This is a genomic window from Psychrilyobacter atlanticus DSM 19335, assembly GCF_000426625.1.
Classification (GTDB): Bacteria; Fusobacteriota; Fusobacteriia; order Fusobacteriales; family Fusobacteriaceae; genus Psychrilyobacter; species Psychrilyobacter atlanticus.
Window position 1 is genome coordinate 793,197 of sequence record NZ_KE384548.1, and the last position, 13,588, is coordinate 806,784.

The 13,588-nt window shown below is 31.8% G+C and carries 10 protein-coding genes and 1 tRNA gene; 4 read left to right on the forward strand and 7 right to left on the reverse strand.

The genetic code is table 11. The annotated features are described in order from the left end of the window. Positions 1–6 precede the first annotated feature (6 nt). The 7 genes from K337_RS0115595 to K337_RS0115625 form a co-directional block, all read right to left on the reverse strand. Positions 7–82: transfer RNA gene (locus K337_RS0115595), tRNA-Gly, on the reverse strand. Between the two features lie 112 nt (positions 83–194). Beyond that, positions 195–1,538, reverse strand: coding sequence for an alanine/glycine:cation symporter family protein (locus K337_RS0115600; protein ID WP_037030021.1), 1,344 nt, complete (start codon positions 1,536–1,538; stop codon positions 195–197). Positions 1,539–2,029: 491 nt separating this feature from the next. Continuing rightward, positions 2,030–3,094, reverse strand: coding sequence for an ABC transporter ATP-binding protein (locus K337_RS0115605; RefSeq protein ID WP_028857420.1), 1,065 nt, complete (start codon positions 3,092–3,094; stop codon positions 2,030–2,032). Between the two features lie 12 nt (positions 3,095–3,106). Further along, on the reverse strand, positions 3,107–4,819 hold the full coding sequence (locus K337_RS0115610) for an ABC transporter permease (RefSeq protein ID WP_028857421.1): 1,713 nt from the start codon (positions 4,817–4,819) through the stop codon (positions 3,107–3,109). 66 nt (positions 4,820–4,885) lie between these two features. Next, entirely contained in the window at positions 4,886–5,920 is a 1,035-nt protein-coding gene (locus K337_RS0115615; protein ID WP_028857422.1) for an ABC transporter substrate-binding protein, read from the reverse strand. 378 nt (positions 5,921–6,298) lie between these two features. Then, positions 6,299–7,324, reverse strand: a complete 1,026-nt coding sequence (locus K337_RS0115620) for an alpha/beta hydrolase (protein ID WP_028857423.1) — start codon at positions 7,322–7,324, stop codon at positions 6,299–6,301. Between the two features lie 17 nt (positions 7,325–7,341). Continuing rightward, positions 7,342–8,352 carry a potassium channel family protein gene (locus K337_RS0115625; protein ID WP_051251834.1) on the reverse strand — a complete coding sequence of 337 codons (1,011 nt, stop codon included), beginning with the start codon at positions 8,350–8,352 and terminating at the stop codon, positions 7,342–7,344. Positions 8,353–8,593: 241 nt separating this feature from the next. Here K337_RS0115625 and K337_RS0115630 point away from each other — a divergent pair, with 241 nt between their 5' ends. The 4 genes from K337_RS0115630 to K337_RS0115645 all read left to right on the forward strand — a co-directional run bounded on the left by K337_RS0115630 (position 8,594) and on the right by K337_RS0115645 (position 13,541). Beyond that, positions 8,594–9,961: a dihydrolipoyl dehydrogenase family protein gene (locus K337_RS0115630; protein WP_028857425.1), complete on the forward strand. Its 1,368-nt coding sequence runs from the start codon at positions 8,594–8,596 to the stop codon at positions 9,959–9,961. A 138-nt stretch (positions 9,962–10,099) separates the two neighbouring features. Further along, a complete protein-coding gene (locus tag K337_RS0115635; protein ID WP_028857426.1) occupies positions 10,100–11,362 on the forward strand; it encodes a dicarboxylate/amino acid:cation symporter in 1,263 nt (420 codons plus the stop codon). Positions 11,363–11,648: 286 nt separating this feature from the next. Beyond that, complete coding sequence (locus tag K337_RS0115640; RefSeq protein WP_169712897.1) at positions 11,649–11,909, forward strand: hypothetical protein; 261 nt, start codon at positions 11,649–11,651, stop codon at positions 11,907–11,909. Positions 11,910–12,284: 375 nt separating this feature from the next. Then, positions 12,285–13,541 carry a dicarboxylate/amino acid:cation symporter gene (locus tag K337_RS0115645; protein WP_028857428.1) on the forward strand — a complete coding sequence of 419 codons (1,257 nt, stop codon included), beginning with the start codon at positions 12,285–12,287 and terminating at the stop codon, positions 13,539–13,541. Positions 13,542–13,588 lie beyond the last annotated feature (47 nt).

The following is a 13,588-nucleotide window of genomic DNA, read 5'->3' on the forward strand; positions in this document are numbered from 1 at the left end:
AGTCTTTGGAGCGGGAAACCAGGTTCGAACTGGCGACATTCAGCTTGGAAGGCTGACGCTCTACCAACTGAGCTATTCCCGCACTTTCAAAGACAGGATCAGTATACATCAACTTCTAAACAATGTCAACTTTTTTTGAAGTTTTATTTCAAAAAAAATAAAATGGAGGTTAAAACCTCCACTCTATTTTTTAATTAATCTTCATAGTCTTTTAGCTTTTCTTTGACTAATTTAGACATGAGTAAAATCGCAATTAAGTTGGGGAAGATCATAAGTCCATTAAAGAAATCTGCGACTTCCCAAACAACTGAAACTTCTATCCCTGTTCCAATAACAATACAGATCAATACAATAGCTGTATAAACATTTGTAGCTTTATCACTTCCAAACAAAAACCTGATATTTGCTTCCCCGAAGAAATACCATCCAACAATAGTTGAAAAAGCAAAGAAAAACAAGGAAACCGCAATAAATACTCCACCGACAGAACCAAGAGACGCTATGAAAGCCTGTTGAGTAAGAGCAATTCCTATCAATCCTCCCCCTCCTAAAGGTGTATTAGCGATTATTACAAGAGAAGTTAACGTAAGTATAACAAATGTATCAAAGAAAACTCCAAACATAGCTACTAACCCCTGATCACAAGGATGTTTAACTTTTGCAATTGCATGGGCATGAGGTGTAGAACCCATTCCGGCTTCATTGGAGAAGAGTCCACGTGCAACTCCATATCTAACAGCCTGTTTAACTGTAACACCTAGAACTCCACCAGCAGCAGCTTTAGGAGAGAAAGCACATACAAAAATTAATTTGAAAGCTTCCATGGTACCCTGAGGATTTTTAAATAAAATTATTAATGCTCCAACAATATAAAGAACGGACATAATTGGAATAACTTTTTCTGTAAATGAAGCGATACTCTTTACCCCACCCTTAAAAATTAATCCAGCTAAAATTGCTACAATTACACCAATAATAATAGGGTTCACATCAAAAGATTCTTTAAACGCATTTCCTATGGAATTGGCTTGAACCATATTACCTACAAAACCAAGCGCTATAATAATACTAATTGAGAAGAAACTAGCTAAAAATTTGGCTAGTTTTTTATTTTTAATACCTTCCTGTATGTAGAAAGCAGGTCCTCCTCTCATCTTACCATTTACTTCTTTTTTAAACATTTGAGCTAATACAGCCTCTGCAAAGACAGTAGACATACCGAAAAATGCAGTAATCCACATCCAAAAGATTGCTCCTGGTCCACCAGATACAATTGCTGTAGCTGCTCCGGCTAAGTTTCCTGTACCTACCTGTGCTGCAATTGCTGTAGTTAAAGATTGGAATGAGTTCATCCCTTTATCTCCAGCTTCCTCACCTATGCTAGCACCACCTATGGCTTTTTTTATACTGTCGAAAAATCTTCTGACTTGGACAAATTTTAATATAAAGGTATAGTAAATCCCTGTACCTGCCAGCAGAAAAATCAATAGATAGCCCCAAAACAAATTGTTCATACTTTTTACAAGATCAAATAACATTTTTATTCCCCCTTTTAATATTGTTAAAAAATTAATTGAAAATTTAGAGTATTAAGTGCAAAAGATGAATAATTTTTTTAATAAAAAAGGTTTCTCATCTAACTTTAAATTTCTAATCTTGGTTTTAAATACCTAGTTAAAGTATTTATTCACAACATCTTAAAAATAAAAAAGTTAAGTGCCTTAACATGTTTCAATATAACTATACCTCAAAAAAATAGAAAAACAAACTATTTTTTGTTGTTTTTTTAACCATAATTTAAGTTTATTTTTAGAAAACTTCTATAGTAAGTGAAAAAAAATATCAAATTTTTTTAAGATTAGATCTCAATATCTTTATTTTTTTAATTATTGAGTCAATGAAAAAAGCAACGTGACGTTGCATCCAATTAGGTATAATCAAAATTTATCCACCACTAATTCACCTAATATTTCTACCTTTCTCTATACAATAAAAAAAGAGGAGATTATATAATCTCCTCTCTTATTTCTTATATTATGTGTATTGACTCTTCATCAAAAACAAAGGTTAACTTTTCTCCGACTTTTCTAATCTCTTTTCCGTGAGGATTATTTAAAGATACCTCAATTTTTTCATCTTCTACCATAATTTCATATTCATGGTTCTCTCCCATAAAGACACTTTTTATAACTTCTCCGTGATGCTTATCCGAATTAAATTTAATAGATTCAGGTCTTATCACTACTTCTACAACCTCTCCTACACCATAGTCAGCTTCACCAGCTACTATATATTCAGAATCTAATAATTTTATTTTTGTCTTTCCATCCTCTTTTGAAACTATTGTCGCTTTTAAAATATTGGCTCTCCCTATAAACTTAGCAATAAATTCACTGTTTGGTTTTTGATATATTTCTATTGGAGATCCTACCTGCATTATCTCTCCATCCTTCATTATTACTACCTTATCAGACAATGACATGGCTTCTGCCTGATCATGTGTTACATAGATTGAAGTTATCCCAACATCCTGCTGAAGTTTTCTGATCTCATCTCTCATGTGCAATCTTAATTTAGCATCTAAATTTGACAGCGGTTCATCAAATAATAATACCCCTGAATTCATGATCAATGCTCTTGCAAGGGATACCCTCTGCTGCTGTCCCCCAGACATCTCCGAAGGTGTTCTCTCAGCAAAGGTTTCCATCTTCATTAATTTTAAAATTTTGTTTACTCTTTCATCTATTTCTTTTTTAGATTTTTTTTGTATTTTAAGTCCATATGCAATATTATCATATACATTCATATGTGGAAATAGTGCATAGTTTTGAAATACCATGGCAGTATCTCTCTTATCTGGAGTAAGGTTTGCTACATCTTTATCCCCTATAAATATACTTCCTGAAGTAGGTATTTCAAATCCTGCCAACATTCTAAGCATCGTTGTTTTTCCACATCCAGAAGGCCCTAATAAACATATAAATTCCCCAGGTTCTACAATTAAATTAATATCATTAACTGCCTTTACTTTATTTTTCCCTGATATAAATGTTTTTGTTAAATTCTTTATCTCTACTCTTTTAGATTCTTTCATTAAAATACTCCCCTAATTTGCTTTATTTTTTACACCTATTTTTGAGATGAAAATTTTCATAGCTATCATTACCGTCGATACGATTATGATTAATATTGTACAATAAGCCGATGCTATTCCTATCCTTCCAGTATCTATATTATCCATTACTGTTGGTGTCAATAACTTCCATTTAGCCGATATTAAAAAGATAATCGTACTAACCAAGGTCATACTTCTTGCAAATGAATAGATCAATCCACTGAAAAACGCTTCTTTTATCATTGGTATAGTTACACTTGAAAAAACTTTACTACTTGAAGCTCCTAATATACTCGCTGCTTCTTCTATAGAAGGGTCAATTTGTTGAAGGGAACTCATTCCACTTCTAACTCCTACAGGTAAACTTCTGATGATAAAGGCTATAACAATAATAAGTGCCGTTCCTGTAAGGGGCGGTATCAATGTTATATTTGTAAATGGTATCTTATAAGTAATATTATAACTGATTACATATCCTAGACCTATTATTGTCCCAGGGATAGCTAGAGCCATAATCGTTGTAAACTCTATAAATGTTTTCCCTATGAATTTTTTCCTTACAATTAAAAACGCAAGAACCATAGAGAAAATACTCGTTATTATAGTTGCTATTATTGCTAATACAGTAGTCTGTATTATAGGATCCATACCAAAATCAAAAATATACTTATAGTGATCTAGGGTAGGAGTGTAATTAATTCCCCATAATTTTACAAATGACCCTATAGGGATCAAGATATACATCAATATTACAAATAAAGTAAGGGTAATTAAAGTTATAAATACAGGTATTGTTACCGCTTTATCCTTTATTAAGTCCCTTGCTCTGGAAACCTTTCCAGTTACAGTTATATAAGATTTCTTATTTATATAAAATCTTTGTACTACAAACATCGAGATAGACATTGAAAGCAGTATCATTGCAAGAGCAGTTGCTATTCCCAATTGGAAATTCCCTATCCCTTCCTGGTAAATTTTTACAGAAATTGTTGTGAAATTTCCACCAATTACTACAGGGTTGGCAAAATCTGCAATAGATTGTATAAAAACTAATAAAAAAGCATTTGCTATCCCTGGAATAACCAATGGAAATGTTACACTTGTAAATACTTTTAGTTTAGATGCTCCTAAATCTCTAGAGGCTTCCTCTACAGATGGATCGATCCCCTGTAATAAACCAACTAACATTAAATATGCTATTGGAAAAAAACTTAAAACCTGTACTAAGACTAATCCATGAAATCCATAGATTTCAAAATCTTTAATTCCTAAAATCCCACGGGTGATAAGCCCCTGTCTTCCAAATAATAATATTGCTGATAATGCTACAACAAAAGGGGGTGATATAATAGGCAGCATTGCTATAAAATCAAATATTTTTTTCCCTTTAATCTTCATATAAGACGTACTATATGCAAAGAAAAATCCAATAATCAGCGATAATGTTGCAGTTATAAAACCTAATTTTAAAGTATTTAAAATTATCGCGACATTTCCACTTCTTCCAAAAGCATTTTTATAATTTTCAAAACTAAATACATCTTTAAAAGTGAAACTTTCCTTCAATACATTGTAAAGTGGTACCAGTACAAAGAAAGACACAACTATCAATGAAAATATTATTGTTAAAAATAATGTCGGATCATTCGTTAATTTTTTCATATGTTTTAATTCTTGATTTATTTTTAATTTAAGGTTGTTCATAAGTTCCTCCAATTTCCCTTTATATAAAGACTTCCCTTAGCCAAAGAACTAAGGGAAGTATCTTAATTATTTTTTTGGGGCTGTAGTACTTGTCTCAGTACTAAATCTTTCCACTAATCTTATTCTATTTTTTCCTGCCCAATCAAAATCATATTTAATTAATTTTGTATTTTTTATTGGGTCTGCTTCTGATGGCGGCATTGCATCTTTATTAGTTAAAAATTGGAACGATCCTACTGTTTGTCCCATTTCTTGAACTCTTTTAGTTAATACCCAGTCAATGAATTTTTTAGCTGTTTCTTGATCTGGTCCATTTTTCAATAGTGCCACTCCACCAATTTCGTATCCTGTTCCTTCAGACGGTGCAGAGATTACGATATCTTTATATCCTTCTTTTTTATATTTTATTGCGTCATGTAAGAATGTTATTCCAATTGTTGTTTCCCCTTGTCCTGCCATTCTTCCTGGAGCAGTACCAGATTTAGTGTATTGTCTAACCTGCCCGTTAAATTTTTTCAAATATTCCATAGCTTCATCTTCACCCATAAGCTGAACTAGAGTAGCTAACATTGTATAAGCAGTTCCTGATGACCCAGGATGAGCTACTACGATCTCTCCCTTATACTCAGGTTTTAATAGATCTGCCCATGATGTAGGCATTTTTAATCCTTTTTCATCTAACATTTGCTGGTTTCCAACAAATCCTAAATATCCTACATATATTCCTGTCCAGTATCCTTCAGGTCCTTTTAATCCCTCTTTAATATTAGCCGCTTCAGGAGACATATATGGTTCGATTAAATCAGCTTCCTTTGCTGCTACAAACGCATCTAAAGGTCCGCCGTACCATACAGACGCAGACATGTTATTTCTTTCTGCTTTTAATCTAGCCAAAACTTCTCCACTACTCATTCTTACAAAATTTGTCTCAATTCCTGTCTCTTTTTCAAATTCCTTAGCAACCATTGCTGCATGATCTTCCTGTAATCCTGCGTAGAATGTCAAAGTTTGACCTGTTTTTTCAGCTGTAACTTCAGATTCTTTCTTTCCACAAGATATAACGAAGAGTAAAACTGATAATAATAATAATATTTTTTTCATGTTGTTTAAACTTTAAATATTTATATTTAAAGTTTATTCACCTCCTATTTTGTTGTCTATATCTGAGTATACAACATTAAGTCCATGATTTCAACAGTTATTCTTAAATTCGAATAAAAAAATCACAAGAAATTCTAACATTTTAATAAATTTTTTCATAAATTTTAATTTTTCAATAAATTTTATCGTAAATTTCTATGTCTAAAAGATAAACTATTATCTCAAGGATCTTAAATTATATAATAGTATTTATCTCAAATTTCTTAATTCACATCGTGAATTTATGATACTTTGGTGATACTTTTGTAGTATTTTATTGATTCCACTAAGTAGTATCATTTCCTGGATAATAAAAAAAATAGAATTTCATAAGAAATTCTATTTTAAATATTTCCAGCTATACTTTAAAAACCTGCCTATATCCTTGGCTATATAATCCCAAGTATGAGTTTCACCTTTATAGATATAAGCTTCAAAAGGAAGGTTGAATCTTTTTATCCTTCCTACCATGTCTACCCATTGGTGAACCATATAATAAGGCTCTTTATCTTCCGAACCAACTGAAAGATAAAAATGTTTTCCCTGTTGTTTTGTAGTATCCAATTGTTTTATAAGAGTATAGGGGTCTTCTTTGATAATTCCCTTTCCCCACGATCCGAATATATTAATAAACCTCTCCTTATCCTGATCTTTAAACAAAAATTCAGGCAAGTAGATAAACTTAACTATTCTCGTTATCCTCTTATTGATAGTAAGTCTTACCAGGCTGACAGCTCCTGCAAAACTACCAATCACTTTAAATAACTCCAGATGCTTTAAGCCTAATTTAAAAGCACCATATCCCCCCATAGAAAACCCAGATATCCCGGCATTGTCTACATTAAATCTATTTTTAACATCTAACATCAATTCATCTATAAAATATGATTCATATTTTTTATTTTTTACTTTTTTAAAATCACTATACCAAGATTCACCGCAAAATCCTGAATTAGGAAGGATAATTATCATCTTCCCTATATCTTTTTTCTCCAGTAGAAGTTCAAAGTTATCCAAAAGCCTTCCTTTTTCTATCCAGTCATGGGCATTATCCCGTAACCCATGAAGCAAGTAAAGCACTGGATAACTTTTTTCAGGAGTATAAGATTTGGGTACTACTGCTAAATATGCCATCTCTTCATCTACGTTTTTACTCTTTATCTTTAAACTCTGAACAATAAAATTTTTACTTTCAAGGGTCAGATCCTCCAAAGATTCCAAATTCTCCTCACTTTTACTTTCAGGAATGATGTTAACATTCTTATAAGTTATAGTTCTTTTTATCTTGATTTTCATCCTCTGTTTTCTGCTGCCTGTTATAACAAATACTGTATAGAATATAAATATACCTATTAAATAATACATAAACTCTCCTCAAGTCATTAATTCGAAGCTATCTCTATTAATTTTTTTATTTGATCCTTTGTCCCCAGCACCAATAATTTTTCATTCTTTCTGAGTAACTCATGGGACATAGGGTTTATCTTCATGATTCCATCCACTTCGTGACCAATAACTATTAGATTGGTTTTAGCAGGTATCTTTGCTTTCATCAAAGTTGTGTTCTCCAGCTGGGATCCTTTTTTTATCTCAACCAGTTCAAATGTTAATCCCTCTATCTTTGATTTTTTACTAAAAACATCTACGAAACTAATTAAATTAGTCTGTGTAGCTGTGGCAATTATTCTATCAGCAGCTATCTCAAAAGGCGAGATTATAAAATCAGCTCCCCCTCTCTTTAATTTTTTTTCACTGCTTGCATCTACAGCCCTTGTAATCACCTGTATTTTTTCATTCAAATCTTTTGTAGTAAGGGTTAAAAAAAGATTGTCAGCGTCTGTTGATAATACCGATATCAATACTTTAGCACTTTTTACATTGGCCTGGAGGAGGGTTTCATCTTTAGTTGCATCTCCTATTACATAGAGTATTTTTTCCCTATATATCTCCTTTAGTTTTTCAATAGTCTTTTCATCATTTTCCACAACTACAAAATTTAGATCTTTTTTTAAAAAATCGCTTATAATCTTAGTTCCGGTTCTACCAGCCCCACATACTATATAGTGGTCATTTAATTTAGCTATTTTTTTATCCATTTTTCTCCACCTCAAATAAGATCTTAGTTCCCCTTCAATAAAAAATTTAGTAATATTTCCCAATGTATAAACAACTACAGTTATTCCAGAGAATATCAGGATCGATGTAAAGATTTTCCCATTAGGGCTGAGTGCCTGAACCTCTCCAAATCCTACTGTAGAAAGGGTAATAGAGGTCATGTATAGTGCATCTATTAAATTGTAGTTTTCTATATATATATATCCAAAAACACCTATAAAAAATATTAAAAATAATATAATTCCAGGTATCAATATTTTTTTTATTTCAGATTTCATCTGTCCTCCACTTTTTCTGCTTTGTAAAGATACATTTTATCACAATATTTTCTATAATACTATATCTGTAAAACCTTTCAACAATTTAAATTTTAAAGGATTTAATTGACCTCTCCAGTAATATATTCAACAGGAAATAATTATAGTTGAATATTAAGACCTTTTATTACTTATATATAAATTGTAACTTTTTCCTTTATCTATTAAAATAAACTAAAACTTAACACTTGGAGGTAAAACTATGTATGACTTAATAATAATAGGAGCCGGAGCTGCAGGACTAACCTGTGCATATACAGCTAACGGATTGAGAAAAAAAATTCTCTTAGTAGATAAGGGTTTACCAGGAGGGACTTGTACTTGGTCAGGATGTATGCCTAGTAAAGCCCTTATAAACATAGCTAAGGATGTTCATACAGCCAAAAAGTATTCATCTATAGAGGTAGATACTGCGAAAGTTATGAGAGATGTCAGAGGTGTGATAGACGAGGTCTATTCCCATGAATCTCCAGAAGTCTTAGCTAACGATGGAATAACATTCAAACAAGGAAAATCAATTAAACTGATAGAACCAAAAATTGTATCGATAGACGGGGTAGAATATCATGGAAAAAACATAGTTATCTCCACTGGTACTTCTCCATTCATCCCCCCTTTAGAGGGACTGGATAAGATAGATTACCTGACCAATAAAAACCTTTTTCAATTAGAAAACCTTCCTAAATCCATGATAATTTTAGGTGGAGGAGCTATAGGAGTAGAGATGGCTCAATGCTTAAACAGATTGGGGACAAAAGTTCACATAATAGAAAGATCTTCTCGGATTTTTAATCGTGAAAATGAAGAATTAGTAAATATTTTGTCCAAAACTTTAATAAAAGAAGGAGTCAATATCCATGTCAATACCACTGCTTCCTCTGTGACTCAGAATGAAGGGATCATTACTCTCAATGTGGAAACTAATGGAGAAGCAAAAAAAATTGAAGCTGAAGCTCTTCTGGTTTCTATCGGGAGAGTTCCAAATATAGAAGATCTTGGATTGGATGAATTGGGATTAAAATATAATCGAAAGGGGTTAGAAGTAGACGATTATCTAAGGACAAATATACATAATATCTATGGTGTAGGAGACGTAGCAGGTCCATATCAGTTTTCACATATGGCTAATTATCAAGGAATTTTGGCAGTTAAAAATATGTTTTTACCTCTGAAAAAAAAGGTGGATTATTCTAATATAAGCTGGTGTACATTTACCTCTCCTGAACTGGCATCTCGAGGACTCCCCGATCCAAAGAGAAAGGGAACTAAGATATATTCCTATGGACGGAGTGACTCCGAGAGAACTATAACAAAAAAAGATGATATTTTTGAGATGAGAGTAGAGACTAACCACAAAAAAGAAATATTAGAAGTAAAACTCTTAGCCGAAAGAGCAGGAGAGATGATCTCCTCATTTCAAATAGCAGCAGAAAACCACCTTACTCTGGATAAATTTTCATCGGTTATCTTCCCCCACCCAAGTTATAGCGAAATTTTAGGAAGTTTAGGTAAGAAAGCATATGTTGATAAATTATTAGAAAACCCACTCATAAATATCTTTACAAAATAAACAAAGATCCTAAAATTTGACATTTCCATATATAAATTATATACTACTTTATAAGTTTAATTATTTATTTATATACTTAAAATCTTTTGCTACGACTGAATAGCAAAATTTAATATTATTTTATGGGAGTGTGGTAGGATGAAAAAAATGACTTTAACAACAAAAATTTTTATTGGATTAATTAGTGGGATAATATTAGGATTGATTTTATACCCAATGAGAGAGGTTCCCTTTGTAGCAAATTACATTATCGGATTTTTCCTAAAACTGGGAGGATCGGTATTTATAAATGCCATTAAGATGATGGTAGTTCCATTGGTCTTTGTTTCGTTGACTGTGGGAAGTTCAGCCATGGGAGATATTAAAAAATTAGGAAGAATAGGAGTGAAAACTTTAAGCTTTTACCTATTTACTACAGCTGTAGCGATTGTTATAGCCCTTACTCTGGCAAATGTAATTAACCCAGGAGCAGGACTGTCCGCTGACAGTATTCAAAAAACTACCAAAACCATCAAAAGTTCAAAACCATTTGTAGATGTACTTATTGATATAATACCATCTAACCCTATAGCATCCATGGCTAAAGGAAATATGCTGCAAATTATAGCTTTTGCACTTTTAACAGGGGCTGGATTGACTATCTTAGGTGATAAAGTCAGCAAAGTAAAAGATCTATTTGACCAAGCCAATGACCTTGTTTTAGAGATGGTTAACCTTATTATGAAAGTTGCTCCATTTGGTGTGTTTTGTCTTATTGCTAAAACATTTTCATCTCTTGGATATACGGCAATGGTACCGCTGTTAAAATATATGCTTACAGTAGTTGGAGCTTTATTTATCCACGGTTTATTCACTTACCAAGGCCTTTTAGTTGCTACGGTTAAGATGAATCCATTGACTTTTTTAAAGAAATTTTTACCTGCTATCTCTGTAGCGTTCTCTACATCTAGTAGTGGGGCTACACTTCCTGTTACTTTAGAAACAGTTCAAGAGGAATTTGGAGTATCTAAAAGTGTTAGTTCATTTACAATACCACTAGGAGCTACTATCAATATGGACGGAACTGCTATCATGCAGGGAGTTGCAGTAGTATTTATTGCTTCTGTATACGGCGTTGATTTAACAATGGGTGACTATATAGCAGTAATCTTAACAGCTACACTAGCATCTATAGGTACAGCCGGCGTTCCTGGAGTAGGACTGATCATGCTGTCAATGGTATTAACTCAGGTTGGACTACCAATCGAAGGAATTGCTCTTATAATGGGTGTAGATAGAATTTTAGATATGACTAGAACAGCTGTAAACATAACAGGAGATGCTGTATGTACTCTAATCATAGCAAAAACAGAAGGGGAAGAATTGAATATTTCTTCCGATAAAGAAATAGAAATAGTATAGTAAATTATTATTAAAATAATTTAAATTACATTAACTAAAAAAGGGATATTAATAATTAATATCCCTTTTTTTATTACCCTTTAGCTTTTTTAAGATAGCAAAGTTCCTCTAATCTCTTTCTATATAAAAAATCAATGAATTATCGAATATCTATCAAATGAATTATTTCACCATTAATTATAAATTAATTATATTGACATTTTTGATTAAATACTGTAAATTTAGGAGGCTATCATAACATTAATTGAAAAGGAGTACTAATATGAATGTGCATAATAAGTCGAGTATGATTTATAAAGATTACTCATGGAAAACTTATGCCGAGGGAGATCCAAAAGTAACAGGGAAATTAGATTCTACAATATTTGATAAAAAAGAAGGTTATGAGGTCCTTTACCTTATAGAAAAAATGACAGAAATATGGAAATTAGGAGACAGAGGCAGCAGAAGAAAGATTGAAAAAATGATCTATAAATTTTTGCCATCTGATCTAAAAAAACAGGAAGAGATTAAAAATTGGGTGCGTGATAACTGGGACTATTACTAGTATTAAATAAAATTATGGCGGGTACAAGGTATGAAATTTTAACTATAGCTGCTATAATTTTTTTTATGTCTATTAATTGATTTAATATATATTAAAATATAATTTTTTAAATTTCTTTTTACAATTACTTTAATTCCGTAAAAAATATAAAATATTTATAATTAATTCTTGGAGGTTTAAAAACCTCCTTTTTTTTATAAAAAAATATTAAACTATTAAAAATTAGGATTCTCTTACCAAACTTATACTTTTTTCATATCAATACAATACTATTTAGATATTTTTATTAATTGTTGTTTTTTAGTATAATCATACAGTATTAAGTTTGATAGAAATTAACAAAATTACATATAATATCAATAGGAGTGTGGAAGTATGAAAAAAATGACGTTAACAAGTAAAATTTTAATCAGTTTAATAGGTGGAATAATAGTTGGTTTGCTGTTATTTCCCTTAAAGAATATACCATTTGTAGAACACTATATAATTGGATTTTTCCTTAAATTAGGTGGTTCTGTATTTATTAAATCAATTAAAATGCTGGTAGTTCCCCTAGTATTCATTTCTTTAACAGTGGGAAGTTCTGCAATAGGCGATACAAAAAAACTTGGAAGAATTGGAATAAAAACTTTAAGTTTTTATCTATTTACAACAGCTATTGCAATAACTATAGCCCTTGTCTTAGCTAACATAATAGACCCAGGAAATGGTTTAGTAATTGAAAATATCAGTAAAAGTGATACTGTTGTCAGCGAATCTAAATCTTTTGTAGATGTCTTAATCGATATTGTGCCATCTAACCCTATATCAGCCATGGCAAAGGGAAATATGTTACAAGTAATATTCTTTGCCCTTCTTACAGGTATGGGATTGACTATCTTAGGAGATAAAGTCAGTAAGATAAAAGATCTATTTGATCAATCTAATGATCTAATTTTAGAATTAGTAAACCTTATTATGCAGTTCGCTCCCATTGGTGTCTTCTGCCTTATTGCTACAACATTTTCTACACTGGGATATCAAGCTATGATTCCTCTATTTAAATATATAGGAACTACACTTTTAGCACTATTAATCCATGTTTTAATTACATATCAAGGCCTTTTATGCCTGGTAGCTAAAATAAATCCAATTGTATTTATAAAAAAATTCATTCCTGCTATCTCTGTAGCATTTTCTACATCAAGCAGTGGAGCCACTATACCTGTTAACTTAGAGATCCTTAGGGAAAAATTTGGTGTTTCAAAATCTACAAGTTCATTTACAATACCCCTTGGAGCTTCTATTAATATGGACGGAACTTCTATTATGCAGGGGGTCGCTGTGGTATTTATAGCTACTGCTTATGGGATTCAATTAGATATGGGTGATTATATGATGGTTATTTTAACTGCTACACTGGCATCTATAGGTACAGCAGGTGTTCCAGGAGCTGGTCCAATAATGCTTTCAATGGTCCTTACCCAAGTTGGTCTTCCTATCGAAGGAATAGCTCTTATCATGGGAGTAGATAGGATAATAGATATGAATAGAACTGCTGTAAACATAACTGGAGACGCTGTCTGCACCCTGATTATTGCCAAAACTGAGGGTGAAGATATCGGAAAAGAGATTAAAGCAGAATTAATTTAAAGGAAATTTCATAAAAAAAGCCAATTTATTAAGTAGTAACTTTACTT

Excerpts from the sequence above, each read along its gene's own strand:
- K337_RS0115635 (WP_028857426.1), top strand. The coding sequence starts at position 10,100 with ATGAAAAAAATGACTTTAACAACAAAAATTTTTATTGGATTAATTAGT.
- K337_RS0115615 (WP_028857422.1), bottom strand. The coding sequence starts at position 5,920 with ATGAAAAAAATATTATTATTATTATCAGTTTTACTCTTCGTTATATCT.
- K337_RS0115620 (WP_028857423.1), bottom strand. The coding sequence starts at position 7,324 with ATGTATTATTTAATAGGTATATTTATATTCTATACAGTATTTGTTATA.
- K337_RS0115645 (WP_028857428.1), top strand. The coding sequence starts at position 12,285 with ATGAAAAAAATGACGTTAACAAGTAAAATTTTAATCAGTTTAATAGGT.
- K337_RS0115625 (WP_051251834.1), bottom strand. The coding sequence starts at position 8,352 with ATGAAATCTGAAATAAAAAAAATATTGATACCTGGAATTATATTATTT.
- K337_RS0115630 (WP_028857425.1), top strand. The coding sequence starts at position 8,594 with ATGTATGACTTAATAATAATAGGAGCCGGAGCTGCAGGACTAACCTGT.
- K337_RS0115605 (WP_028857420.1), bottom strand. The coding sequence starts at position 3,094 with ATGAAAGAATCTAAAAGAGTAGAGATAAAGAATTTAACAAAAACATTT.
- K337_RS0115640 (WP_169712897.1), top strand. The coding sequence starts at position 11,649 with ATGATTTATAAAGATTACTCATGGAAAACTTATGCCGAGGGAGATCCA.
- K337_RS0115610 (WP_028857421.1), bottom strand. The coding sequence starts at position 4,819 with ATGAACAACCTTAAATTAAAAATAAATCAAGAATTAAAACATATGAAA.
- K337_RS0115600 (WP_037030021.1), bottom strand. The coding sequence starts at position 1,538 with ATGTTATTTGATCTTGTAAAAAGTATGAACAATTTGTTTTGGGGCTAT.